The sequence below is a fragment of the Dorea sp. 210702-DFI.3.125 genome (assembly GCF_020560945.1).
Taxonomy (GTDB): Bacteria; Bacillota; Clostridia; order Lachnospirales; family Lachnospiraceae; genus Dorea; species Dorea formicigenerans.
Map to the genome: position 1 here is coordinate 15,996 of NZ_JAJCNF010000018.1, position 25,179 is coordinate 41,174.

General features: G+C 39.7%; 24 protein-coding genes and 1 pseudogene. 10 read left to right on the forward strand and 15 right to left on the reverse strand.

Features of this window, described 5'->3' with window-relative positions; all coding sequences use genetic code 11:
• Positions 1-289: 289 nt before the first annotated feature.
• From LI164_RS09675 to LI164_RS09685, 3 genes are all read right to left on the reverse strand, one after another.
• Complete coding sequence (locus LI164_RS09675; protein WP_173785493.1) at positions 290-1,234, reverse strand: AEC family transporter; 945 nt, start codon at positions 1,232-1,234, stop codon at positions 290-292.
• A 61-nt stretch (positions 1,235-1,295) separates the two neighbouring features.
• Positions 1,296-2,099, reverse strand: coding sequence for a protein-ADP-ribose hydrolase (locus LI164_RS09680; protein WP_227087044.1), 804 nt, complete (start codon positions 2,097-2,099; stop codon positions 1,296-1,298).
• Positions 2,100-2,175: 76 nt separating this feature from the next.
• A complete protein-coding gene (locus LI164_RS09685) occupies positions 2,176-2,673 on the reverse strand; it encodes a DNA-deoxyinosine glycosylase (RefSeq protein WP_005339087.1) in 498 nt (165 codons plus the stop codon).
• Positions 2,674-3,266: 593 nt separating this feature from the next.
• Here LI164_RS09685 and LI164_RS09690 point away from each other — a divergent pair.
• The 5 genes from LI164_RS09690 (at position 3,267) to LI164_RS09710 (ending at position 7,283) form a co-directional block, all read left to right on the forward strand.
• Positions 3,267-4,199: a phosphate ABC transporter substrate-binding protein gene (locus LI164_RS09690; protein ID WP_168932926.1), complete on the forward strand. Its 933-nt coding sequence runs from the start codon at positions 3,267-3,269 to the stop codon at positions 4,197-4,199.
• 172 nt (positions 4,200-4,371) lie between these two features.
• The gene (gene pstC, locus LI164_RS09695) at positions 4,372-5,247 is read left to right on the forward strand and encodes a phosphate ABC transporter permease subunit PstC (protein ID WP_227087045.1); all 876 of its coding nucleotides are present in this window, start codon (positions 4,372-4,374) and stop codon (positions 5,245-5,247) included.
• A complete protein-coding gene (locus LI164_RS09700; protein WP_005332485.1) occupies positions 5,237-6,070 on the forward strand; it encodes an ABC transporter permease subunit in 834 nt (277 codons plus the stop codon). Before pstC ends, LI164_RS09700 begins: the two co-directional genes overlap by 11 nt.
• A 1-nt stretch (position 6,071) precedes the next feature.
• On the forward strand, positions 6,072-6,803 hold the full coding sequence (locus LI164_RS09705) for a phosphate ABC transporter ATP-binding protein (protein ID WP_005332487.1): 732 nt from the start codon (positions 6,072-6,074) through the stop codon (positions 6,801-6,803).
• A gap of 12 nt (positions 6,804-6,815) precedes the next feature.
• Positions 6,816-7,283, forward strand: coding sequence for an HAD family hydrolase (locus tag LI164_RS09710; protein ID WP_227087046.1), 468 nt, complete (start codon positions 6,816-6,818; stop codon positions 7,281-7,283).
• 3 nt (positions 7,284-7,286) lie between these two features.
• Here the strand turns inward: LI164_RS09710 and LI164_RS09715 are convergent, their stop codons facing one another.
• Positions 7,287-7,457 carry a hypothetical protein gene (locus LI164_RS09715; protein ID WP_005332490.1) on the reverse strand — a complete coding sequence of 57 codons (171 nt, stop codon included), beginning with the start codon at positions 7,455-7,457 and terminating at the stop codon, positions 7,287-7,289.
• A 239-nt stretch (positions 7,458-7,696) separates the two neighbouring features.
• Here LI164_RS09715 and LI164_RS09720 point away from each other — a divergent pair, with 239 nt between their 5' ends.
• From LI164_RS09720 to LI164_RS09735, 4 genes are all read left to right on the forward strand, one after another.
• Entirely contained in the window at positions 7,697-8,518 is an 822-nt protein-coding gene (locus LI164_RS09720) for a putative hydro-lyase (RefSeq protein ID WP_005330406.1), read from the forward strand.
• A gap of 126 nt (positions 8,519-8,644) precedes the next feature.
• Positions 8,645-9,694 (forward strand): [FeFe] hydrogenase H-cluster radical SAM maturase HydE, encoded by a 1,050-nt coding sequence (hydE, locus tag LI164_RS09725; RefSeq protein ID WP_117494508.1) that lies wholly within the window; start codon positions 8,645-8,647, stop codon positions 9,692-9,694.
• Between the two features lie 95 nt (positions 9,695-9,789).
• Positions 9,790-11,076, forward strand: coding sequence for a [FeFe] hydrogenase H-cluster maturation GTPase HydF (hydF, locus tag LI164_RS09730; protein WP_227087047.1), 1,287 nt, complete (start codon positions 9,790-9,792; stop codon positions 11,074-11,076).
• A gap of 113 nt (positions 11,077-11,189) precedes the next feature.
• The gene (locus tag LI164_RS09735; RefSeq protein ID WP_227087048.1) at positions 11,190-11,786 is read left to right on the forward strand and encodes a nitroreductase family protein; all 597 of its coding nucleotides are present in this window, start codon (positions 11,190-11,192) and stop codon (positions 11,784-11,786) included.
• A 233-nt stretch (positions 11,787-12,019) separates the two neighbouring features.
• Here the strand turns inward: LI164_RS09735 and LI164_RS09740 are convergent, their stop codons facing one another.
• The 7 genes from LI164_RS09740 to LI164_RS09780 all read right to left on the reverse strand — a co-directional run bounded on the left by LI164_RS09740 (position 12,020) and on the right by LI164_RS09780 (position 19,716).
• Positions 12,020-12,565 carry a TIGR00730 family Rossman fold protein gene (locus tag LI164_RS09740; protein WP_215650868.1) on the reverse strand — a complete coding sequence of 182 codons (546 nt, stop codon included), beginning with the start codon at positions 12,563-12,565 and terminating at the stop codon, positions 12,020-12,022.
• A 104-nt stretch (positions 12,566-12,669) separates the two neighbouring features.
• Positions 12,670-12,948: a hypothetical protein gene (locus LI164_RS09745; RefSeq protein WP_227087049.1), complete on the reverse strand. Its 279-nt coding sequence runs from the start codon at positions 12,946-12,948 to the stop codon at positions 12,670-12,672.
• A 218-nt stretch (positions 12,949-13,166) separates the two neighbouring features.
• Positions 13,167-14,171 (reverse strand): virulence RhuM family protein, encoded by a 1,005-nt coding sequence (locus LI164_RS09750; RefSeq protein WP_227087050.1) that lies wholly within the window; start codon positions 14,169-14,171, stop codon positions 13,167-13,169.
• Positions 14,172-14,492: 321 nt separating this feature from the next.
• Positions 14,493-16,937 (reverse strand): ABC transporter permease, encoded by a 2,445-nt coding sequence (locus LI164_RS09755; protein ID WP_227087051.1) that lies wholly within the window; start codon positions 16,935-16,937, stop codon positions 14,493-14,495.
• A complete protein-coding gene (locus tag LI164_RS09760; protein WP_006426335.1) occupies positions 16,934-17,608 on the reverse strand; it encodes an ABC transporter ATP-binding protein in 675 nt (224 codons plus the stop codon). The genes LI164_RS09755 and LI164_RS09760 overlap by 4 nt, the downstream gene beginning before the upstream one ends.
• A gap of 177 nt (positions 17,609-17,785) precedes the next feature.
• On the reverse strand, positions 17,786-19,051 hold the full coding sequence (locus LI164_RS15930; protein WP_255642368.1) for a HAMP domain-containing sensor histidine kinase: 1,266 nt from the start codon (positions 19,049-19,051) through the stop codon (positions 17,786-17,788).
• Positions 19,027-19,716 carry a response regulator transcription factor gene (locus LI164_RS09780; RefSeq protein ID WP_008120506.1) on the reverse strand — a complete coding sequence of 230 codons (690 nt, stop codon included), beginning with the start codon at positions 19,714-19,716 and terminating at the stop codon, positions 19,027-19,029. The genes LI164_RS15930 and LI164_RS09780 overlap by 25 nt, the downstream gene beginning before the upstream one ends.
• Positions 19,717-19,985: 269 nt before the next feature.
• Between LI164_RS09780 and LI164_RS09785 the strand changes: the two are divergent.
• Positions 19,986-20,048 (forward strand): annotated as a pseudogene (locus LI164_RS09785) (toxin-antitoxin system protein); the annotation flags it as partial.
• A 434-nt stretch (positions 20,049-20,482) separates the two neighbouring features.
• Here the strand turns inward: LI164_RS09785 and LI164_RS09790 are convergent.
• The 4 genes from LI164_RS09790 to LI164_RS09805 form a co-directional block, all read right to left on the reverse strand.
• Positions 20,483-21,184 (reverse strand): response regulator, encoded by a 702-nt coding sequence (locus LI164_RS09790; protein WP_005330396.1) that lies wholly within the window; start codon positions 21,182-21,184, stop codon positions 20,483-20,485.
• On the reverse strand, positions 21,177-23,876 hold the full coding sequence (locus LI164_RS09795; RefSeq protein WP_117980568.1) for a sensor histidine kinase KdpD: 2,700 nt from the start codon (positions 23,874-23,876) through the stop codon (positions 21,177-21,179). The genes LI164_RS09790 and LI164_RS09795 overlap by 8 nt, the downstream gene beginning before the upstream one ends.
• Positions 23,877-23,966: 90 nt before the next feature.
• The gene (locus LI164_RS09800; RefSeq protein ID WP_227087052.1) at positions 23,967-24,509 is read right to left on the reverse strand and encodes a LysR family transcriptional regulator substrate-binding protein; all 543 of its coding nucleotides are present in this window, start codon (positions 24,507-24,509) and stop codon (positions 23,967-23,969) included.
• Positions 24,510-24,530: 21 nt separating this feature from the next.
• Entirely contained in the window at positions 24,531-25,178 is a 648-nt protein-coding gene (locus LI164_RS09805) for a TrkA family potassium uptake protein (protein ID WP_117657956.1), read from the reverse strand.
• Between the last annotated feature and the right edge of the window lies 1 nt (position 25,179).

Sequence of the window (25,179 nt, forward strand, 5' to 3'; positions counted from 1 at the left end):
TTGTATTGTGATATCCACTACTGTATAGGAAATCTGTTATTTTTCAGTAGATATATTATGCAATCGCTTCTATTATTATCTGTTATACAATTACTTTATAGTTCGGCATCTCTCTCTTCTCCGCCATAAGTTGTCAGTTTAATAGAAGTATCTTCTGTGACATCTGCGTGCATTCCTACGGTGTACTCTATATTTTCTTTGAGTTGTTTTAAGCAGGTAGAACCGCCTGCCGGGATTGTTTCTGTCCGTTCTTCTTCGCCGTTATAATGAGAGAAATTAAGCTTCTTTATTACACGATTCCTAAAGTTTTTAATATATACAGCCACCCGGTCAATGTGAATGCACTGAACATAGTGGTAAGCATTACTGTACTGGCAGTAAGGACACCTTCATGTCCCATATTTTTTGCCATAACATAACTACTTACAGTCGTCGCAGATCCGAGCATGACAAGGATTGCAACGATTTCTTCATTCTTAAATCCCAGCCCGACTGCGATTGGCAGAAAGACTGCCGCAAATCCGACAAGCTTCATAACAGCCGCCACAATAGACGGTTTGGCTTTCGCGGAAGCTTTGTGGATATCAAAGGTCGCTCCCATTGCCATAAGTCCCATCGGAGTTGCCATGTTTCCAATACTTGTCACCGTCTTCGCCGGGATTCCGGAAAATGGAAGACGGCATGCCGACCAGAGAAGTCCAACCACAATTCCAATAATAATCGGGTTGGTAATAATTCCTTTTAAAGTTTTCTTTAATACTTCTTTATCAATCTTGCTCTGTCCTGGTTTGAAAAAGGACAGCACAACGACCGCCATAATATTATAAAGCGGGACACTGCCGATGATCATGACTGGTGCCATACCCGCATTTCCATAAATATTTTGGATAAATGCAATACCAAGAAGCGCCGCGCTGCTTCGATAAGAAGCCTGAATAAATTCCCCACGGATAGACTTATCCTTCCAAAGGCAGGAAATCCCCGCTGAAATTATAATGCAGATCAACGTTACAATAAAACAGAATATAACAAATTTTACATTCCAGACTTCCGAAAAATCTACTGTCGCAAGATCCCCGAATAATAATAACGGCAACGGCACTTTAAATACGAATTTATTCATTTTCGAGGCAAACTCCTCATCCATCCAGCCTATATGACGAAAAAAAAGTCCCAGGATCATCATTAAGAATATGGGACCTGTCGCATTTAAACAAAAAAATAAATTATCCATCTACAACCTCCAGATAAAATCCAATTGGGGACGGGGTTTTTTCAAAAAAACCCCGGTACCGCTAACAAAAAAGTTTCTTGTATATATTAAAATCTTGCTCTTTGAACACGTTAAAGATCACACGTTCGATGCTGGTTTTTGTTAAAAACCGGTCAACCGTGTCTACTGCGATTTCTGCTGCCAGTTTATTGGGAAAATGGAATTCTCCGGTTGAGATGCAACAAAATGCTATGGATTTTAAACTTGATTTTTCTGCCACTTTCAGGCAGTTGAGATAGCAGTCTTTTAGCTGCTCTTTTTGTTTTTCTGTTACTGCCAGTCCGACAATTGGTCCTACTGTATGTATGACATGTTTAGCCGGAAGGTTGTAGCCTTTTGTAATCTTTGCTTTTCCTATCGGTTCTTCGTGTCCTTGTTCTGCCATGATTTCTGCACATTCATTACGAAGCTGAATTCCTGCCGCCGAGTGAATGGCGTTGTCGATGCAGCCATGACATGGTACAAAACAGCCGAGAAGCTGACTGTTCGCTGCATTTACTATTGCATCTACGCCTAATCTTGTAATGTCACCGCGCCACAGGGAAATGCGGTCACTGTTCTTGATCTCTGAGCATGGATATTCCTGCTCGATCACCGGAATATCGTTGCATGTCACGATTCCTTTTTCCTCTGCTTCTTCCTGTAAAAGTTCATCTTGCAATTTTTCATATTCTGCTGATGCATGTCCTGGATAACGGACATTCATGAGGCTTCGAAGAAGACGTCTTTGTTCTCCCTCATCGATTGGGTCCGGAATACTGGCATAGCCTTGATTTTCATGTTTCAGATATTGTATTAACATGCTGACTTTTTGCTCACGTGTCATAAGCTTCCTCCTGTTAAAATAAATATTCAAACTCCTAATTCTAAATCTACCTTAGCCTGTTTATTAGTAAGTTTTCCTATCTAATGTATTCTTGTATCACTGAATAAGCCTCATATAGTTCTTCGTAGCTCACCCGGCAGTTCGCAGGGCTTGTGGAAGGCAGGCAGATGATTTCAATGCCCGTATCTTTGTAGCAATAGCGTCTGTACAGTTGTGCTGCTTTTTGACCGGTTGCAAAGATTGCCTGTATTGGTGCTTCTTTTAGGATAAGATTCATGTCATTTGGTTTTGGATTACGGATGCTGCTGTCATCTGCTCCCCGAATCTCACAGCCTGCCAGTACATCCCATACTGCGATATGATTGCGCAAGGCAAATGTGATTTTATCTTTCTTAGTCTCCGGCACTTCCTCTCCACATACATCTGACAATACTTTCCAGAACCGGTTTCTTGGATGCCCGTAATAAAATCCTACTTCCCGGGATTTGGGGGATGGCATCGTTCCAAGCATCAAAACTTTAGATTCTTTATTATAAATTGGTTTAAATTCATGTGTTACATGTTCTACTTCCATAATCCAACTCCATTTACGCACATACTCTGACATTTTTACTGCGAGGTGCGCGTCATGCAATTGCATGACACACTTCTACTGCGCACCTCTGCAAGTCTACACTCCGTTTCGGTCGGCGCAAAACCATTGTCCACCGGACAATGTGCGCCCTGCCGGAGGCTATATCATGCAAATGTATAACATAATTCTACTGCGCACCTCTGTAAATCTACGTTTTTTCGTCCCTAATCATAGCATAATTTCTTGTACCAGTCACTCTGTTTTCCTTTTTATCCATATGTTACTTGTATGTTGTTTGTTTTTTCGTCTGCATGATTTGTATTAACAATTTATTCACATTTCGTTTCATCGGCTTGTCATAAATACACTTACTTTGAGTTCTTCATCTATATTTTTTATTAATTTTTCTTTATTTTAGAATGTATTAATAGAAAATATCCAACATTTTTTCGCATATTTTCTATTAATTCTACATTTCAATCGATTTTATCTATAAGTATATATTTATTATTAACTTTATTTATTTGTAAAGTTTTTGTAAACAAGCTATAATATCCACGTAAACTTTAAAAAGTGATCGGGAGGTATTTCTAATGAAAAAGAAAGTATTATCAATTCTCCTTACAGCCGCTATGGTAATGTCCATGGCTGTAGGATGCGGCTCTAACAAATCAGCGTCCACAGACGCAAAAGACGACACAAAGACAGAGTCATCTGCTGATGGGGAAAGCAACCAGATTCTGTTCAATGGTTCTTCTACACTGGCACCGGTTATTACTTCTATCGCAACGAATTTCTTCGATACATATGGAACATGGAAAGCTTATGATTCCTCTCTTCCAGATGAAGATATTGCAATTTATGTTTCCGCAGGTGGTTCCGGACAAGGAACAAAAGCTGTCATCGATGGTACATCTACTTTCGGTATGGTAGCAAGAAGTGTAAAAGATGAAGAGAAAAAGGCGATCAAAGACGAGAAAGAATATCAGGTTGGTATCGATGCTCTTACAATCGCTGTAAACCCTGAGAACCCTGTAACTAAAATTATTGATGACCTTTCTACAGAGCAGATTGTAAGCCTGTTCTCCGGTGAATATAAAACATGGAAAGATCTTGATGCTTCTCTTCCAGATGAGGAAGTCGTAGTTATCACTCGTGACATTAACGGTGGTGCCCACGAAGTATTCCAGAAGAACATCATGGGTGATACAGAAGTGAAATCTGATGCCATCCAGGCTTCTTCCATGGGTGAACTTGTTCAGGATATCATCGACAATCCATATGCAATCGGTTATGCATCATTCGGTGTTGCTAACCAGAATGCCGGAAAAGTTGTTACTATGAAAGTAAATGGTGTTGAGCCTACAAAAGAGAATATCATCAATGGTTCTTACATCATTCAAAGACCTCTGCTGTTAGTTGGTTCCGGTGAACCTACAGCTATTCAGCAGGCATTCTTAGACGTAGTTCTTGGAGACGAAGGTCAGAAAACTGTAGAAGATATGGGATTCATTCCTATGAACTAAAACTTTTATTTCAATCCAAAGAGGGTGTGTCACATGCACACCCTCTTCTTTATATATGAATGTCTCTTGCATAACACGCATTGTAGCTTATAATGAAAATGTTACAGGTATCAGTCACAGGCGTTTTAATATGCCAAGGTCTATTCTCTATACAAATTAGAAAGGATATCTTATGTTAAGAAAACTACCAGATAAAATCAGCAGATTCCTTATTTACCTCACTGCGTTTGGAGTTAGCGCACTGATGGCTATTATGCTGATCCATATCATAAAAGAAAGCATTCCCGCTTTTTCAGAACTGGGAATAAAAATGTTTTTCCCTTCTACGGAATGGCGGCCTGTCAGTGCAAACCCACAATTTGGACTACTGCCTGCAATTACAGGAACTTTATACGTATCGTTCATTGCAGTAGTCCTGGCTCTGATTTTCGGTGTTGCCTGCGCATGCTTTCTGAATTTTTATCTTCCAGAAAAAATAGCCGCTGTCTTTCTGGCTTTTATCGACTTGGTTGCCGGAATTCCTTCCGTGATCTTTGGATTTATCGGACTTACTGTCCTGGTAAAAAGTTTTGCCACACAATTTCATATGGCAGCCGGACAATGTATTCTCGCTGCCGGGATTGTACTGGCAATCATGCTGCTGCCATTCGTTATCTCGACCTGTCACGAATCTATTCGCGTTGCACGTACACAATATGAAATGACAGCACTTGCACTCGGCTTTTCCCGGGAAATAACTCTGGTCAAAATCATTTTTCCGGCAATCCGCCCAGGCATCGTTGCCGGAGCTATGATGGCTTTCGGGCGTGCACTTGGCGAAACTATGGCAGTTATGATGGTCATTGGAAATTCTCCGATCTTCCCGAAACTTCTCGGTCGTGGTCAGACCTTGCCTTCCCTGACTGCACTGGAAATGGGAAGTATCGAGTACGGCAGTCTCCATCTGTCCGCACTTTATGTTGCAAATGTTGTGTTACTGGTCATTTTGCTGGTCGTACTGGGAATCGGCTATCTTTTGAAGAGGAGGTTCGCAAAACATGAATTCTAAGGTATCCAAATATTTGATCCGCATTGTTCTGATCTTGCTTGGGCTAAGTGTCATTGGTGTTACACTGTTCCTCTTCCTGTACGTATTCTGGAAGGGAAAAACTGTCATGAGCCTTTCTTTCATTTTGGACAAACCTGCCGGTGTACCAATCGGAACTGCCGGTGGAATTTTCCCGGCTCTTATGGGATCTCTTTATCTCGGTGCACTTGCCGCACTGATTGGAGGAATCCTTGGAATCGGTGCTTCCGCATACCTTGTTTTTTACCATAGAAACAAATATGTGTCCGGCATTGTAAATTTTGCAATCACAGGACTGTCCGGTATCCCGTCTATTTTATTTGGCCTGGTGGGTTACACACTCCTGATCTATGGTTTTGGCATCAGCCGGAGTCTTTTGTGTGCATCACTTTGCGTCTCTGCCATGATTGTGCCATTTGTTGCAATCCGCGCCCGCAAAGTCTTTGAAGAAAAGGGAATTTCCTATATGACTAATTCCATCGGTCTTGGACTTTCCAGAGAATATGCTCTTAGAAAAATGATTCTTCCAGTCTGCTTCCCTGAACTTCTCGGAACAGTTGCACTTGGAATGGCATACGGAATGGGCGCAGTTGCCCCGATTCTGTACACAGGTGCAGTGATGCAGGCTGGCGTTCCTTCAAAACTGACAGATCCGTTCATGTCCCTGCCATATCACTTATATACTTTGGTAAACAACGGATTCTCTCTGGACTATGCCTACGGCACAGCATTTGTACTGATGCTTTTACTATTGATCATTCAACTGATCTGCAAATTTGTTACTTACATGAGAAAGGGAAACTAATATGTTAACAATCGAACATTTAAATTGCGGATATGGAAAGCATGAAATTCTTCATGATATTTCTGTGACGATTCCAGATAAAAAGATTACTGCCATCGTCGGACAATCCGGCTGCGGAAAGACAACATTTTTAAAAACTTTAAATCGTATGGTGGAAGAGGAACAAGGATATACAACCGGAAAGATTTCTCTTGGTGATGCCGATATCAAATCTATTTCGAAAGAAACTTTAAGAAGCCGTATCGGCATGGTCTTCCAGCAGCCGATTGCTTTTCCACACAGTATTGAGAAGAATCTGACTTATGTGTTAAAATATTATGGTATCAGGGATAAAAAAGTTCTGTCTGAAAAAGTAGAAGAAAGTCTGAAGAAAGCAAAATTATATGAGGAAGTAAAGGATCAGTTAAAAAAATCTGCCCTTAAGTTATCCGGCGGACAGAAGCAGCGCCTTGCGATTGCCAGAAGTCTCTGTGTAAATCCTGAAATCCTGCTCCTCGACGAGCCTTGCTCCGCGCTGGATATGAAAAATACAATCGCAATTGAAGAAACCCTTATGGAGCTCAAAGGTCAGTACACATTTGTCATTGTTACACATAATCTTGGACAGGCAAAGCGCATCGCTGACCAGATTATTTTCATGGATCAGGGAAAGATACTGGAAGTTACTGACAAAGAAACTTTCTTTGACTCACCGGCTACAGAACTTGCCCGCGAACAAATTCAATATATGTAAGGGGAAACTTATATGATCATCGAAATTCCAGGCTATAAAACACTGGACCTTGACTATCTGGTCCTTGACTACAACGGAACCATTGCCGTTGACGGGCTGATTCCACCTGCAATCAAAGAGCGGCTGCTCCTGCTCGGAGATTCATTTAAAATCTATGTACTGACCGCAGACACTCACGGCACTGCGGCTGCCATGTGCGACGGACTTCCTTTGGAAATTATGACATTTCCTTTCGGTTCCGCCATGGATGAGAAGCTTCGTATTCTAAGCTCACTGGGTGCCGAACACTGTATCGCCATCGGCAACGGACGAAATGACGTACCAATGTGTCAGGCCGCTGCCTTAAGTATCGCAGTGATGGGTACCGAAGGGGCCTACGGAAAGTTGCTTTCAGAATGCGATGTCTGCACAACTTCCATAGCCGATGCACTGGACCTTCTGATGCTGCCGAAGAGACTGGTCGCAACCTTAAGAGGATAAATACTACTTCATAGAATACTGCATCATCGCATAATGCAGTTCACAACCTTCATATATATCAGCCGGCAGTAGTGCTCTCGCCACAAGCTTGAGTTCTGCCTCCGGCTGGTCTACTCTCTGCAAATGTGCATAATCTCCATCAATCTGTTTTACAATATAATCACATTCCAACATCTTCGTTCTCCTTTACAACTTCAAGTTTAAATACATAAATCATTCCTTGTCCCACTATCATTTTACCATGAAATTGACATCTGTTAATGAATAAAATAAAAGAATATCTATAAAATATCAATCTCCTCTTTTTATTGCTCCCATGTCTTTATTTTGTTACAATAGAAGATATAGTTGAACAGAATTAAGATGCTGAATCTTATATAATAATTTTGCAAAACTGAAAGGAGACTATCATCATGGCATTTGACATCACACCTTATGTAGACAAAACACCAGCGGAGGTTCGGGCACTCTGCCGAGATGGAGTTATTGACTTCCCGACCGCAGGAATGTGCCGTGGTTACGCACAGGCAAACCTTGTAATCCTGCCTCCGGAATATGCAGCAGATTTCGAAGAATTTGCAAAAAAGAATCCATTTCCTTGTCCGATTCTTGAAATCATCAAAGGAACGCCCGACACACACGCCATGGGCGAAGGCGGTAATATCTGCACTGATATTCCAAGATACCGTATCTACGAAAACGGCGTATTTACAAAAGAACTGACTGACGTATCTTCTTATTGGAAAGAAGGCTATGTCGGCTTCCTGATTGGCTGCTCTTTCTCTTTTGAAGAGACATTGATCAAAGAAGGAATCGAAATCCGTCACATTTCCCAGGGACGTAACGTACCAATGTTTAAGACGAATATCCAAACCGTTCCTGTTGGACCATTTTCCGGTCCTATGGTATGCTCCATGCGCCCGATGACTCCGGAAAATGCACAGAAAGCTTATGATATTACAGTGAAGATGCCAAATGTACACGGTGCTCCGGTACAGATGGGCAATCCGGAAGAAGTCGGTGTTATGGATGTCATGAAACCGGATTACGGCGAAGCTGTTGATATCTACGAAGGTGAAATCCCTGTATTCTGGCCATGCGGAGTTACACCTCAGGCTGCCATCGAAAATGCAAAACTTCCAATCGTAATCACACATGCACCGGGACATATGTTTATTACAGATATCCTGAATTCTGAGTTGAATGATTATCTGGAAGCGCAGAAAAATAAATAGACTTTGAAATAAACTTTTATGCTGCTACAAGATGGTGGAAAATAACGTTGCAGAAGCATTCTTTATCAACCCACACCAGCTATGTGGCAGTTTTTACAAATATGGTAATTACATGCAGGAGGTACTATGACCGGACCGAAGGAACTTATTGACAAATTACATAAAAATCAGGAGCTTTCACTTGAAGAGTGGACCGAACTGATTAAGAATCGCACGCCGGAACTTTCCGAGTACCTTTTCGAACTTGCCAGAGAAGAACGCCACAAATACTATGGGCATGACGTTTATGTCCGTGGTCTGATAGAGTTTACAAACTATTGTCGAAACGATTGCCTCTATTGTGGTATTCGAAAAAGTAATGCAGCAGCACACCGGTATCGTCTGGACGAGGATACCATTCTTCGCTGCTGCCAGGAAGGCTATGATCTGGGATTTCGCACATTTGTCCTGCAAGGTGGAGAAGATGGATATTTTACAGAAGAGCGGATTATCCACATTGTCAGACGAATCCGAGAGCATTTTCCACAATGTGCGATCACTCTTTCCATTGGAGAGTGGAAAAAAGACAGTTATCAGGCATTCTTTGATGCTGGCGCAGACCGTTATCTCTTGCGCCATGAGACTTACAATCCTGAACATTACGCTAAGCTCCACCCGCCAATCTTAAGTGCTGCTCACAGACAGCAGTGTCTCTGGGATTTGAAAGATATCGGATATCAGGTCGGAACCGGATTTATGGTGGGTGCTCCCTTTCAAACACCGGAATATCTGGCGGAAGATATGCAGTTTTTAAAAGAACTCAATCCACATATGGTAGGGATAGGACCATTTATCCCACATCACGACACCCCATTTGCTGACCAGCCGGCCGGCACACTAGAGCTTACGCTCTTTATGCTTGGGCTGATCCGGCTGATGCTGCCAAAAGTTCTGCTTCCGGCTACGACCGCGCTTGGAACCATTCACCCGAAAGGTCGTGAGCTTGGAATCCTTGCAGGTGCAAATGTTGTCATGCCGAACCTGTCACCGACAGAAGTGCGAAAGGATTATCTGCTCTACGATAATAAAATCTGTACCGGTGACGAATCGGCACAATGCCGGCACTGTCTGGAACGCCGCATGGCATCTGTCGGATACCAGGTGGTGACTTCCAGAGGAGACTCACTTAATATTTAAAGTTGAACACACGTACAAAATCATTTACAACGTCACTATTTTATATCTATTCAAGAATGTGCTTTGGCGCATTCTTTGTTATAAGGAGTTCCATTATGAGCTTAAATAATACACCGTCTGCCGAACGGCTTCATATCGGTATCTTTGGAAAACGAAATGCTGGAAAATCCAGTGTCATCAATGCTTTGACTGGGCAGAATCTTGCCATTGTGTCTGATATCAAAGGCACAACGACAGATCCAGTCTTAAAATCTATGGAGCTTTTACCTTTGGGTCCAGTCGTCATCATCGATACTCCGGGACTTGATGATGATGCCGATGTTCTCGGCGCACTGCGTATTCAAAAAGCTTATCAGATGCTAAATAAAACAGATATTGCGATTCTTGTTATAGACGGGACTGTCGGTATGACTGAAGAAGATAAAAAAATTCTTACCCGCATTCAGGATAAGAAGATTCCTTATATTGTTGTATTGAATAAAGCAGATCTGGCTGTCTCCAAAGTCTGTCTAGGCAACCAGTCTGATTCTGACGTCTGCAAACCTTTGGATTCCATGACAACTCAAATTGCCAGATCCTGCCAGATTGCAAAAGAACACATCTTGTGGGTCAGTGCACAGGATCACAGCAATATCCAGGAACTGAAGGAATTAATCGGAAAGCTCATTCCTTCTTCTGATAATGACCGGTATATCGTACGCGACCTGATCCGGCCAATGGACCTGATTGTTCTTGTTGTGCCAATCGATTCTGCTGCACCAAAAGGCAGACTGATTCTTCCACAGCAGCAGACCATCCGTGATATTCTGGAGTCCGGTGCCGTTTCCATTGTTGTAAGAGAAACAGAACTGGCTGATACATTAAAAAAACTCGGTCGCGATCCAGATCTGGTCATCACAGACAGTCAGGCTTTCAAACAAGTATCTGCCATTGTTCCTGAACATGTACCATTGACTTCATTTTCCATATTATTTGCAAGATATAAAGGAAACCTGAAAACAGTAGTGCATGGCGCATATACACTGGACAAATTAAAAAAAGGTGACAAAATTCTGATCAGCGAAGGATGCACACATCACCGCCAATGTGGTGATATCGGAACTGTTAAGCTTCCAAATCTGATTCGCCGATACACCGGAAAGGATTTTGAATTTGAATTTACAAGCGGAACTGAATTTCCACTAAATCTTTCCGAATACCAGCTCATTATCCACTGCGGAGGCTGTATGTTAAATGAACGAGAAATGAAATATCGTCTAAAATGTGCCGAAGATGCACACATTCCTATGACAAACTATGGAACTGCGATTGCTTATATGAACGGAATCTTGAACCGGAGCATCTCTATCTTTCGGGACACGTTGGACTTAAAGGAAATCTAAATCTTGTAACGGACTACATTGTATGTTCATCCTTCACCAGAAAAGCACCTTTGGGTGCTTTTCTGCAAGGAATAGTCACTGTAAATGCTATTTATATCAGCTGGGGGATATCTATGATTCAGGAAATTGAGAACAGAAGAAGTATAAGAAAATATAAAGCGGATAAGATTAACAAGGAATTAATTGAAGATATAATATATAGTGCGACTCTTGCTCCGTCTGCCAAAAACAGGCAGCCTTGGAAGTTTATTGTATATCAAGGCAAAGAAAAAGAGAAATTGGTTGATGTTATGCGCCAGGGCATAAATTCAGAAAAAATCACGCATGCACTTATGAAAGAATGGGCGTTTGCCATACCAGATGCTGAAAATACTGTCAGAATTATGGAAGAGGCGCCATGTCTTATAGCAGTGCTTAACACAAATCAGAAAACTCCATTTGAAGGTATTGAAAATGAAAAACGCATCGTGGAAATTTGCGATTCACTATCCATAGGCGCTGCTATTGAAAACATGATATTGACAGCAACAGAACATGGATTAGGTACATTATGGATTGCAAATACGTGTTTTGCGTATAAGGAACTTGTAGATTTTATCAAAACAGACAACCAGTTAACCGGAATTGTTACTGTTGGATTTGCAAATGAAGCTCCAGCTAAAAGACCACGGGCGCTCTTGACATACCAATTTAAATTTGCTATTAAATAAACAACGGCTTAACCACAGAAATCTGCTGTTAAGCCGCATCAATTATCATAGAAGATTTAAATTTACAGAAAAAATTTCACACCGTCACCACGGAAGCCATTCACAGATATTGTTGAATACCGATAAGTACATATGCACTTCCCCCTTCCTTTCTATGATTTAGATCGGAAGGGACTTAAAGAATCCGTTGCTGTTGCTTTTATTTCTATCTCAATATTTGAATCTGGTTTCTGCTAATCCTCTTTCAAAGAGCATAAAATGTCTGTTATTTGCTCCAGTCTTTCTGCAAAATATATTCCTTTTTGTCTTTCCTCTGATGACAATCCCATGTCAATCATATGTTTAAGCATTGCTTTTAAGCCATCATAGTAACCATTAAGATTATATACAATACACGGTGCATTTAACTGCTTCAGTGATACTTTTGACATAATCTCAGTTATTTCTTCCAAAGTACCTGTTCCTCCAGGAAATGCAATAAATGCATTGCCAAGTTCAATCATTTTGTTTTTTCGTTCCGACATATCCTTAGTTACGATCAGTTTTGTAATTCCTTCGTGCTGAAATTCATTTTCAATAAAAAATTGTGGCTCAACACCCGTAACATTGCCGCCTGCATTCAATACACTATCGGCTAATGCTCCCATCAAACCACTTTTAGAACCTCCGTAAATAAGTGCGTTGCCACTTTGTCCGATCCAGGTTCCCAGTTCTTTGACTGCCCTTTTTAACGACGGATTGTTACCTTCATTTGCGCCAAGATATACTGTAATATTCATTTAATTTTTCTCCTTTGTAAAAAAGTATTTTTCCAACCTCAACTCCGCACTTTTTCTTTATCTGTAAATTCAAAAATACCCTCTGCATTCATCCTGCTTTTATTTTAATTAGGACGAACAACCGTCTCATCTGTGCTTTCATTATCCCAATCCACGCCCAATACATTTCTGCCATTCATATATATCGGAAATTTAAACCGGAGACCTTTTAATATTCTGCCATCCTTTTGCTCTTCCTCATAGATAAACACATCCGACAGGAAGCTCTTCAAAAATGTCTTCTTTTCCAGATCTGTAAATTTATCATACAGCTTGTCCAGACGTTCCTGCATGTCATTATATTTTTTATCATAATTCTTATCCGATACGGATAAATGATCCATCTGGTCAGCAAGCCTGTTTTTCGCCCCGGTTGTCTGGCTCAGTCTGTCTTTTAATCCATCATATTCCCTGTCAAGCTCCGAGGTATCAATGTTGCTTCCTATCTGCTTACGTATTTTCTAAGCTTGTCCTTTTGTGCATCAAGACTGTAGCCTTCTACCTGCATGGAAGTGGAAACTCTTGTATATATGTAACATTTCTGCTGTTTTCTCATCAGATGTTATCTCCTTTTTACTTCCTTGGAAACCTCTTTAATGCTTTCAAGATATGCTTTTTCGACTGGTGTCAAAGTAATCTCCTGATATTTTCTGTATTCTGACTTTGCTTTCTCCAATGCCTGTTTATGACTTACAGAACCGGAACCAGTTAAAAGCTTTCTGTTTCCTGATGACAAAACACTATCCAATTGCTTTACATAATCATCCATGTACATAGGTTTATGTTCAATTGCATTAATTTCTGCCAAATCAAAATAACCAGATACAAGATTATTTAATACTTTTAGTTCACTCTCATCCAGATAATTTTTTGCAATTCCTATATCTTTTAATGCTGGTAATTCACCTGAAAATGAAGTAAGTCCCATAAATGGTTTTTGTGCATCAGCACGTTGATATATAACCTCTGCCGCAGTATGACCATGTGCTGCATAGTGAAGTTTATTCTGAACAATTTTAAAGAATCTAACAGACTCTTCGCTATGAGGATTGTAATCTACACTCGTAGCATACAAATCAAGAACCTGACGATACAAGACCTTTTCTGAAGATCTTATATCCCTGATTCTATCCAGTAATTCTTTCCAGTAATTTCCTCCACCATTACCTTTCAGTCGCTCGTCATCTATCGTAAATCCCTTAATCATATATTCTTTTAACCGCTTTGTTGCCCACTGCCTGAATCTTGTTGCAATCACTGATTTAATACGGTATCCAAGAGAGATAATCATATCTAAATTGTAATAAGTAACATTATATGTTTTTCCATCATCTGCAGTTGTTCGGAATTTCCGAACAACTGCATCCTTATCCAATTCTCCTTCTTCAAATATATGCTTTATATGTTCACTTATATTTGATTTACTGCATTGATATAATTCAGTAAGCTGCTGTTGTGTCAGCCACACTGTATCATCTTCTATTTTAACTTCTATATTTGTCTGCCCATCATCAGTCTGATATATAAGTATTTCCCCATATTCATCGGTTCCAATTTTATCTGCCATAAGCACCTCTCCAATCCATTACTTCTTAGTTATGAAATGTGAACACATGTGTTCACTATTGTCCCAACTAAATCTTATCATCATTCCAACCTCTGTTCAACCAACACTTGTTCCATTATACAATGCAAAATAAAAGAGACTTCACTCACCATGAATGAAGCCTCCTCAAAATACAATCCTGTGAATGATTCACAGAACATATTTTATCGCAAGGCTTTTAAAAATGGAATAGATTTTACCAAACGACAGTTTTCAAAAAACTTATCTGTCAAAAATTAATTTCTCCTCTTCGTTAAGACCTAGTTCATTACATATTACTTGCTATCCCTGATACCTTATTCTTTCAACCAGCGTTTCCTTTTTCAGATTACTGCTTAAAACGCAGGAAAGTACAATCTGCAACAGGACGACCAAAAAAATCATAATAAAAATTGGTACGATTGGAACATGATAGATATTCATTCCAAATATTCCATTATGTTTTGCATAGGAAAAAAGTGCATAGCCGAGCGGCAGACCAATGATCAAAGCTACGCATATGGTACCAACCGTAAAAATCAGTCCCTGTAACTGCAGGCATAAATTTAATTGTTTATTTGTCATACCCACAGCCTGTAATATACCATATTCCTGCTTTTTTGTCGTAATATTCATGATCATGGTATTCGCCATATTCATAAACCCGATGAGTCCTACAATAGCCATAAACAGATAACAGCCAAGCTTCATCATGCTGCTTGCAAATTCGGCAGATTGTAACTGCGCATGATAAGTATCCATTTTTATATGCGAAGTATTAGAAATCAAAGTATTCAGACTTTGTTCTACAGATGCCACATCTTTTTTATCACAGTCCACCCACAGATAGCCATAGGCTGTTCCTCTCGGATTCATGGAACGATATACACCTTCCGGAATGACAAGATAAGTGTCCGCACTTACAAAAGATCCTGCAATCTTTCCCTGATAGGTATAGGTTCCACTTCCATTCTCAAAGTCAAATGCAATGGATTCACCCGGAGCATATCCATCTTGTTCCATCCACGTTGACCAGCCAAAGAAAATATCACCATTCTTTACCGCCTGATCATAGTCCATAGAGCCAATATCCCCTTCTTGGCGCATAAAATCAAAATCCTTTTTACTCACAATATCAGCCGGAAATCTTGTTCCGTTCAGATTTACAGAGACAATCTCTCTCGTCATGACATCTGTTACTCCCGGAATGCTTTTGATTTCTTCAATCAGCGAATCATTCAATGGATCATCCGTCAGAATCGTATCCAGATTATTCTCCGGATATCTTTCATCATACTCAGCAGAATAGTCAAGCTGCAGTTCAAATTGTCCATGATTAACGGAAAGACGTGCTTCATGCTCCGTGTCAATATTTCCCACATAATTAGAGATAATCACAAACAATACGCAAGAAAAACCCATTGTGAGGATAGTACCAATAGTTCTTTTGGGATTACCCGTTACATTTGCCATTGCCATAGAAAACACGGTGACATTTTTTCTGCCATTTCGTTTTCCTTTTTTTTGTGTTTCTGCATTTTCTAAATACCGTGTTGCTTCGATAGGTGAAATCCGTGAAACAATTTTCATTGGTTTACGCAGTGCCAAAGCAACGGTAAGAAATGATACGAAAATACAGAGAAGCATAACAGGCAGGGAAAACAGAGGCACCTGCTGATTTTGAACTCCCATAGAGCCAGTTCCGGTTGATACAAGGTTCCCCTGTTCTACCAGCCAGTTAAAACCGCATTTTGCAATCAGAAAGCCAAAAAGCAATCCAACTGGTATTGAAAAAAATGTCAAAAAAATGCCCTCTCTGAAGATCAGTTGTTTCATCTGCTTTTTTGTCGCTCCCAGAGCCTTGATTTTTCCATACTCCTGTATCTTGTTGGCAATACCGACCTGAAAAATATTATAAATGACCACAACAGAGAAAAGTACAATTGCAAGAATCAAAACCCCGCATACCGCAATCGTTTCATAACTCGGCTGCAAGACCCATTGCAAATAGAGATCATTGACTATAACGTTTTTTTCTTCAATCCCACAAGCTGCTGCAATCTGCTTTATAACCGAATCAATATTATTCATAGATACATTTGCAGAATCATTTAAAGTAAAATAAATATTATACTGTCTGTCATTCTCTGCGACGTGCTCATCATAAAACTCCTGTGACCCGAAAGCAACATAAGATGCCTCGATGGTATACTCATCCCGATCATATAGGATTCCGCTGACAACAAATTCTTCCGGCTTATATTCTGACTGCATCCCTGCGCGGTAATCCAGTGTAACCGTATCTCCGACCTTTACATCATCATATCCCATTTCACTAAAAAATGCTCTTCCTGCGGCAATTTCCTGCATTTTTTCCGGATACTTTCCTTCCTTCAACTCATATTCTTTATTATAAGGAAGCATTTTTCTTGCAGTCTCATCCATGCAGACAAACCCGCCTTTTTCATTGCCTTTTATGATACCTTCGGTGCACATAGTGCCTGTAGCATCTATTTCCGCACGGCGGTTTACTTCTTTTAACTGAGATCCGTCTGCGGAAACAAACAGACCATAATTGCTTCCATATGATCCTGCCGCCTGACTTTTCTGTAAATGAATTACCCCATTTCCCACAGTACTGATGATAACAAGCAGCATCGTGGTCAGACAGATGGACATCATAATCAGTATACTTCTTGTCTTGTTCTTTTTGTCATTGCTATATGCAATCCTGCTTATTGTCTTCATCTAAAATCCACCACCTGTCCATCCTCAATTACCAGAATACGATCAGCGACCTGTGCAATTTCGTCATCATGGGTAATCATTACAATTGTCTGTCCATATTTTTTTGCTGTCATCTTAAGCAGGGCGATTACCTCATCACTGGTCTTAGAATCAAGATTTCCTGTCGGCTCATCTGCAAATATAATTTCCGGACGATTCACCAGTGCTCTTGCAATTGCTACTCTCTGCTGCTGTCCTCCGGATAACTGATTTGGCAGATTATAAATCCGGTTTTCAATCCCCAGAGTTGCAATAATATCATTTACATACGCTTCATCCACTTTTCTTCCATCCAGCCCCAGTGGCAGTACAATATTTTCCCAGACATTAACAGATGAAACCAGATTAAATGCCTGAAAAACAAATCCGATTTTTCTTCTGCGGAAAACAGCAAGGGCATCTTCCTTCATCCTGTATAAATCTTTCCCTGCTAAAGTAACACTGCCTTTTGTCGGGGTGTCTAGCCCTCCAAGCATATGAAGTAATGTACTTTTACCGGAACCTGACTTTCCAACAATTGCGACAAATTCTCCCTGCTCAATCTGAATGTCCACCTGATTGACCGCTTTGACCTGATTCTCACCTGCACCATAAAACTTACAAAGCTGCTTGGTTTCTAATATCACACTCATGTGTTGCCTCCTTTTTAATTCTGTAAAGCGTACCTTTTCAGCACTCTTTCTTTGCCTGTTTATATATTTGGTCATTTTTCAACCTACATCCAAATTGTATCAGGACAATCTTTCATTTCACTTTCAAAAAACGAGCAGAAATCTTACAGAATTGTAAGATTTCTGCTCACTTAAAATTTAACCAACATATGGTAATTGAATCACAAACGTGCTTCCTTTTTTCTTTTTGCCGGAGGTTACCGTAATCGTACCTGCGTGTTTTTCGATAATTTCTCTCGATAGAAAAAGCCCGATTCCTGTACCACTCTTTTCCATGACCTCCTTGGAACTTCCTCTGTAAAATCGTTGAAAAATTTTGTGATACTCATTCTGCGGAATACCAATTCCCTGATCCTCAATTTCCATTCTTACAAGATCGTTTCTTTTTTGTAAACGGATAAATATTTTTGAACCATCCGGGCTGTACTTGATTGCATTATCCAGAACGTTAATCACAGCTTCACCAAGCCATCTTTTATCCTGCATAACCATGCATGTTTCCAGCTCTTTTGCATAGTCAAAAACGAATTCAATTTCTTTCTCATCCGCTTTAGGATAAGTACAGTTCACAGCAGATATGACAGTATCCATAAGCGGAAGTTTTTTCTTATTAATCTGAATCAGTCCAGTTTCCATCTTGGATATTTCAAGAAGCGACTGCAATAATGTCTCCAGTCCATCCAGAGCACTCCGACAACGGATACGAAACTCCTCCTGTTCTGTGGCACTTAAGTCATTCTGCATCAGCACACTAAAACATGTATCCAAAGCTGCAACCGGTGTCTTTAACTGGTGAGAAATATCAGAAACCATTTCTTTCGTGTTCTCCTTTTCTGCCCTTGCTTCTTCCTTTATCAACTGAATATGATGTCCGATTGCTTCAAGCTGGTCATTCAATTTTTCCAGTTCTGCATGATTTTCCGTTTTCAGTAAATCATCAAATTTATTTTCACGGAATCTGATCAGAATTTCTTCCAACTGGTCTAAAATTTTCTGATGACACGCATCTTCTTTTTTCTTCCAATAAAGTAAAAAAGTCAAAAGAAGCACGCATATCACAGTACTTACAGCACCGGTCACCATAACCTGATGCCGGAATTGCGAATAAAATGCATTCCCTTTATTCCCCCAGTATCCATATTGCTCCAATAATCGCCTTCCCTGTTCGTTGGTTTCAATATCCTTATCCTTAAGCAATTCCGAAACAGCATCCAGCCCGGAAAATTCTTCCTTTGCAGCAATCTCTGTCATAAGATTCATTTTATATTTATAATCTTCATAAAACACATACGTGGTAAAGCAATTTAATATTGCAAACAATAATATGACAGGTAATACCAAGGAGAGCACTGCTGTGATCTTCTTGCGATATCTCTTTGTCACTGCCTTACCTCCTGATTCCATATATACCCAAGACCTCTGATATTCTTTATATAGACCGGTGCAGCCGGATTGTCTTCAATTTTCTCACGGAGCCTTCTGATATTGACAGCGATTGTATTTTCATCCACAAAATCCCCTTCCAGATCAAACACATTTTCCAATATTTGTGTTTTTGAAAGAATCTGTTTCGGATTCTGAAGAAAAAAAGTCAGCATTTTCAACTCCGTTTTTGTCAGACTGATTTCACGACTCTTTATCAGGACTTTCATTTCTCCTGCGATAAATACGATATCTCCCGAAATCATCTTTCCGGCTTCCGTTTTCTCCTGTCTGCGGCGGAAATGTGCTTCTATTTTCAAAAGAAGTACCGAAAGACTAAACGGCTTTGTAATATAATCATCTGCCCCTGCTTCATATCCCATAACCTGATCCATCTCCTGATCTAGTGCTGTAAGACAAATAATGTATGTATTATAATTGCATCTCATCCACCTTACAAATTCCAGTCCATTCCCATCCGGAAGATTCACATCACAAATGGTAACATCCACATTATTATCACTTGCAATTCTTTTCGCTTTTTTCACTGATTCTGCTGAAAAAACCTCATATCCGGATTTTTTCAGTGAAAATGTAATTCCACGATTTAAATTTTCATCATCTTCAACCACGAGTATACCTGGCATAGCATGTGCACCTCTCTTTGTTAACTATTTCTCCTCTTCGTCAAGACCTAGTTCATTACATAATTCCTAATTCTTCAAACATTTCATTACCTCTGTCAATCACGATTGAGATTTCACCTGTTTTAAGAAATTTAATAACTGTTATATTTTGTTATTAAATTCTCTGAAAACACTGGAAAACAGTATAACACAAAATAAAAGTGACATGGTGAACGGATTGAAATGCTTCTAATTTTTGTCGCAAATAATTGATTGAACAATAAGGAGATAGGATTGACTGCTGGGACGCCGAAAAGGATTTAAAAACCACACCCGGATCAGACTGTGCATTGACTGGCTGTGTCCGTTCCGTAAAGGACTGCCCTAAGTGTATCGGCTTCACCTTGTTCCTTTACCTCACTATTCACAAATCACTTTTGCTATTTTCGCAATAATATTGCAAATAAAACAATTAGAACTAATATAATTATCAAAAAAATAAACCTTATTTGACCATGAAATCCTAATCCAATCCACTGCAATACTATTATTAACACAAAAACTAATAACGCCCAATACTCTTTTTTCATGATTTTCCTCCTTTCTTGAGGAATTTAAGATTTATAGACGACTTTAAAAGAATGCGCATGTTTTTGTATACACTTAATATATACACCAGATACTTTTCCAAAACTGTTCTGTATCTTTTTCAACAGTGCGTTTGCAAATCTTTTATCCGAAGTTATGTATGAGGATTCTGAAACGGTATAGTATGGTGTTGTGAAGTTCAATCAACTTTCAGCATCCGATACCCCACGCCAATGTGTGTTTGGATATATTGTGGAGAGTTTGGTTCTTTCTCGATTTTTTTACGAAGTGTTGCCATAAACACACGAAGGGAAGCAATATCATTATCCCAACTACTTCCCCAAATGCTTTGCGTAAGGAAAGTATGGGTCAGAACTTTCCCTATATTTCTTGTCAACAGGCAAAGCAACTTATATTCAATAGGTGTTAAATGCAACTCTTCTTCATTCAAATAAGCACAACCTGCAGCATAATCTACACGAAGTTTTCCGTTTACAAAAACAACCGCTTCGGCAGGGGATACTTTTTGCATCATCGATAACCTTCTTTGCGTGACTCGTAGTCTGGCAAGCAGTTCCTCAACAGAAAATGGCTTTGTTAAATAATCATCTGCGCCAGCATCCAACGCATCAATTTTATCGGTATCTTCACTGCGAGCACTGATTACGATAATTGGCATATTTGACCAAGTACGGATTTTTTTAATAATCTCAACACCGTCTATATCAGGAAGTCCTAAATCAAGTAGAACAATGTCAGGATTGTGTGAAGATGTTTCTAAAATTGCCGATTGACCATCGGGTGCCGTCAGATATCGGTATTCGTGCGTTTTTAAGGTTGTTGTAATTAAATTTCTGACAGATGTGTCATCTTCTACAACTAATATTAGTGACTTATTCATATACTTTGACCTCCCCTGCCGGTAATGTAAATGTAAATACTGTTCCGTGCGGCAGATTATCTGAAACAGTAAGTTCTCCGCCGTGGGCGTTAATAATGGACTTGCACAAAGATAATCCGAGTCCTAAACTTCGGCGGCTGTCTGCAATTTGATTTGCACCGCTATAGAACATGTCGAATATCCGTGGCTTTATTTCGTCAGCAATTCCGTTCCCATCATCCGATATAGATACGATTGCTTGTTTTCCCCGCTTTTCTGTCCGAATAACAATATGAGAGTTTTTAGGTGTATATTTGATAGCATTATCAACAATATTGATGATTACCTGAACAATAAGCTTTGCATCCATTTTTGCAAGAAGAAATTCTTCTTTGCTTTCAACGGAAATATGATGTTCTTCACTCTTTCGGTTAATATGATGTAACGCTTCTGTGATCACGTCATCCATCAAATCTTCCATTATACGGAGATTCAACCGTCCTTCTTCAATCCGGGTTACAGCCAGCAAGTTTTCTACAAGGTTAATCAGCCACATGGAATCATCATAAATATCCATGTACAGCTGCTTTTTTGTATCATTATCAAAGGAATCGCCGTTGGACAAAAGATTGCTGGCATTACCGGAAATGGATGTCAGCGGTGTCCTCAAATCATGTGAAATAGCACGCAGCAGGTTCGCTCGCAACTGTTCATTTTTTGCAAGAATGGCCGCCTCCTGTTTCTCACGGGCATTTTTCTCATTTTCCAAAGCCAGGGCACATTCTCCGAGAATGGATAGTAGAATACTGTTTTCAAATGGATCAAGAGGTATTTCCCCCATCACGATTCCAATAACTCCATATACCATACTGCTGCTACGAACAGCAAGGTACAGGCATTTTGCATTGGAAAGCGTTCCTGTTGTAGCTCCGGCACGTTTATTGTTTTTCAATACCCAGCCGGCAACGGCCTTTTCATTTTCGGAAATACACGATTCCAAATTTTCTTCAGTTACAGAAAAAATATGCGGCGTATCCAACACTTCTCCATCAGCTAAATAAAAAACGATATCTTTTCTCAAGAGTTTAATGAGCTGATTTGAAGTTGCAGATACAATTTCATTTTTATCTTTTGCCTGTTGCAATAGCTGGTTTGTATCAAATAACACTTTGGTACGGTAAGCAGATTGTGCCGCCTGTTTTGCTTGGTTTTTAATCCGTATAGCAAGAGAACCGGTTAAAAATGCCGCCAACAACATGATAATAAAGGTAACAGGATAACCATGATCATACGCCTGCAAGGTAAATTGAGGTTCCGTAAACAGGAAATTAAAGACCAAAACACTTACAATCGAGGAAATTAAGCTGTATATCTGATGTTTCGTGATGACAGCGGTGACAAGAACACCTAAAACAAAAACAGTAATGATATTTGCTTCGTCAAATCCAAATTTCTGGAAAATCATTCCGACTAAACTGGATAAAATCAGAATCGCAGTAGATTTTAATGTATCAGTGACAGAGAATACGATATGATTCTTTTTCCTGCCCCCTCTTAACTGATACACTGCCGCATTAGAAACCGTATCCGGAATAATATGCACATCCAGGTTAGGGGCATAATCAATCAATTTTTCTGTCAGGGTCGGTTTGCTGAGCAAATGCCGTTTTGTAGCCGAATTACGTCCGATCACAATCTTTGACACACCGGACAAACGAGTAAATTCCGCAATCTGAAACGGAACATCTTCTCCGTAAACTGTTTCTATTTTTGCCCCAAGCTGCTCAGCAAGACAAATATTTGAACGCAGGCGTTTTACATTTTCCTCGCTCATCACCGAAAAATCTGGAGTTTCTACAAATAGAGCCGTAAACTCCCCTTTAAAAGCAGAAGCCATTTTTGCGGCGGTACGGATAATTTTCGCATTGGATGGAGAAGAAGATAGACATACAAGAATATGTTCGCCTGTGTGATAATCTCCATGATTTTTTATGCGGGTATTTTCTGTGAGGATATTCACCCGGTCCGCACATCGCCGCAGTGAAATCTCCCGGAGAGCTGTCAAATTTTCTATTGTATAAAAATTTTCTACTGCCTGTTTTTCCTGTGTCTGTCTGTATACATTTCCTGTATTCAAACGGTTGATCAAATCCTGTGGTTCAATATCTATTAATTCAACCTGATCTGCATTATCAAAAATAGAATCCGGGATGCGTTCCCGTACAACAATTTCCGTAATGGATGCAACTGTATCACAAAGGCTTTCAATATGCTGAACATTGACAGTCGTATAGACATCAATCCCTGCATTCAAAAGTTCCTTAATGTCCTGATACCGTTTTGCATGACGGCATCCTTCGGCATTCGTATGCGCAAGTTCATCTACAAGGATAAGCTGTGGTTTTCTTTTCAACGCCATGCCAATGTCGAATTCATCCAGTATCATACCATTATAAAAAACTTCTCTTGTAGGAAGAACTTCTAAGCCATTCAAAAGAGCTGCTGTTTTGGGACGTGCGTGGGGTTCTACATAACCGGCTACCACGTCAATTCCCTGCTGTTTTTCCATATGAGCTGCTTCTAACATGGCGTAGGTTTTACCCACACCAGCTGCATATCCGAAAAAGATTTTCAAATGTCCTTTATTACGTTTTTCTTCATCAGCTTGGATTTCCTTTAATAACTGATCCGGATTGTGTCTGCTTTCACTCATACGGTTATCTCCTTGTACAAAAACATTATATAGAATAATACGTAAATTTCAGAAAAGCATTTTAGCACTGACATTAAAATCGCATAAAGATTATACCACCTTTTCTTCTTTTTTTCCATTCGGGCGTATAGCCGAAAGCAGAAAACGCTCCGAAAAATCACGCAATTTTCCGACAAATAGACCCTTCATACAATTAATGTCATTTTGCCATATCACTCTCGCTGGTTTCTCAATCGTGTTGATGGGATGTACCGCAATGTCTATAGAGCCTGGAGTAATGACACTTTGCTTTATTTGAAAGGATAAGGAACAATACTCATCTTTCAAAATATCGTTGGAATTTTCTATGATAAAGCCAAAATCAAGTTTATTATTTTCCAGCCCATTTATTATTTCACTTACAGAACCGTAGAACATGTTCAGCTCATAGTTTGGGTATTCGCTTGAAAATTGTTCTAATAGATCTGCAATAGAATCTATGATTGCAGGTGTTTCAAATCCAATCCTGAGCTTAGAATCTGAAATAAGTTTTTGAGATTGATTTTCCTTGAGAAATTTATCCAGCTTTTCCATAAGAAAATAACCATAAATAAATGCTACCAATACCACTATAAGTAAAACAAAATCTTTCATATCACCAACTTCTTTCAAAAATTAAATATGAAAACATTTTTGAATATGTTTCGTCTCCCCAAGAACAAGCATGGTACTGTCCTTTAACAACTGCGTATCGGAACTTATTTTCAAATTCATAATATCATTTGTTTTCAGCGCCATAATATTGATGTTATATTTTTTTCGTATATCCAACTGACCGATTGTTTTTCCTATCCATTCTCTCGGTATAGATATTTCAAAGATTGCATGTTCTTCATCTAGTTCTATGTAATCGAAAATATGATCAGCACTATAACGGATCGCAACCCAATCGGCAAGCTGCCTTTCGGGATAAACAATTTCATCTGCGCCGTTTCGTAAAAGAAATTTTGCATGAACATCACGAGCGGCACGAGACACCACCATTCTTGCACCGAGTTCCTTCAAAAGGCACGTTACTTCCAATGAACTCTGAAAGTTATCTCCGATAGCCACAATACAAACATCAAAATTTCCAACACCAAGCGAACTTAAAAAATCCTCATTCGTCGCATCCCCAATCTGAGCGTTAGTTACAAAGGGAAGTACAGCATCAACTCGAGTATCTTCTTTATCTACCGCCATCACATGATGATGCAATTCATCTAATTTTATAGCAATGTGCCGTCCGAATCTTCCCAGACCAATAAGTAATATTGATTTCATT

Coding starts and splice junctions, on each gene's coding strand:
- LI164_RS09735 (WP_227087048.1), top strand. CDS start 11,190: ATGATTCAGGAAATTGAGAACAGAAGAAGTATAAGAAAATATAAAGCG.
- LI164_RS09700 (WP_005332485.1), top strand. CDS start 5,237: ATGAATTCTAAGGTATCCAAATATTTGATCCGCATTGTTCTGATCTTG.
- LI164_RS09680 (WP_227087044.1), bottom strand. CDS start 2,099: ATGACACGTGAGCAAAAAGTCAGCATGTTAATACAATATCTGAAACAT.
- LI164_RS09715 (WP_005332490.1), bottom strand. CDS start 7,457: ATGTTGGAATGTGATTATATTGTAAAACAGATTGATGGAGATTATGCA.
- LI164_RS09780 (WP_008120506.1), bottom strand. CDS start 19,716: ATGCCAGGTATACTCGTGGTTGAAGATGATGAAAATTTAAATCGTGGA.
- LI164_RS09750 (WP_227087050.1), bottom strand. CDS start 14,171: ATGGCAGATAAAATTGGAACCGATGAATATGGGGAAATACTTATATAT.
- LI164_RS09720 (WP_005330406.1), top strand. CDS start 7,697: ATGGCATTTGACATCACACCTTATGTAGACAAAACACCAGCGGAGGTT.
- LI164_RS09800 (WP_227087052.1), bottom strand. CDS start 24,509: ATGAAAGATTTTGTTTTACTTATAGTGGTATTGGTAGCATTTATTTAT.
- LI164_RS09690 (WP_168932926.1), top strand. CDS start 3,267: ATGAAAAAGAAAGTATTATCAATTCTCCTTACAGCCGCTATGGTAATG.
- pstC (WP_227087045.1), top strand. CDS start 4,372: ATGTTAAGAAAACTACCAGATAAAATCAGCAGATTCCTTATTTACCTC.
- LI164_RS09685 (WP_005339087.1), bottom strand. CDS start 2,673: ATGGAAGTAGAACATGTAACACATGAATTTAAACCAATTTATAATAAA.
- LI164_RS15930 (WP_255642368.1), bottom strand. CDS start 19,051: ATGGAATCAGGAGGTAAGGCAGTGACAAAGAGATATCGCAAGAAGATC.
- LI164_RS09790 (WP_005330396.1), bottom strand. CDS start 21,184: ATGAATAAGTCACTAATATTAGTTGTAGAAGATGACACATCTGTCAGA.
- hydE (WP_117494508.1), top strand. CDS start 8,645: ATGACCGGACCGAAGGAACTTATTGACAAATTACATAAAAATCAGGAG.
- hydF (WP_227087047.1), top strand. CDS start 9,790: ATGAGCTTAAATAATACACCGTCTGCCGAACGGCTTCATATCGGTATC.
- LI164_RS09705 (WP_005332487.1), top strand. CDS start 6,072: ATGTTAACAATCGAACATTTAAATTGCGGATATGGAAAGCATGAAATT.
- LI164_RS09675 (WP_173785493.1), bottom strand. CDS start 1,234: ATGGATAATTTATTTTTTTGTTTAAATGCGACAGGTCCCATATTCTTA.
- LI164_RS09805 (WP_117657956.1), bottom strand. CDS start 25,178: ATGAAATCAATATTACTTATTGGTCTGGGAAGATTCGGACGGCACATT.
- LI164_RS09740 (WP_215650868.1), bottom strand. CDS start 12,565: ATGAATATTACAGTATATCTTGGCGCAAATGAAGGTAACAATCCGTCG.
- LI164_RS09745 (WP_227087049.1), bottom strand. CDS start 12,948: ATGGATCATTTATCCGTATCGGATAAGAATTATGATAAAAAATATAAT.
- LI164_RS09710 (WP_227087046.1), top strand. CDS start 6,816: ATGATCATCGAAATTCCAGGCTATAAAACACTGGACCTTGACTATCTG.
- LI164_RS09755 (WP_227087051.1), bottom strand. CDS start 16,937: ATGAAGACAATAAGCAGGATTGCATATAGCAATGACAAAAAGAACAAG.
- LI164_RS09795 (WP_117980568.1), bottom strand. CDS start 23,876: ATGAGTGAAAGCAGACACAATCCGGATCAGTTATTAAAGGAAATCCAA.
- LI164_RS09760 (WP_006426335.1), bottom strand. CDS start 17,608: ATGAGTGTGATATTAGAAACCAAGCAGCTTTGTAAGTTTTATGGTGCA.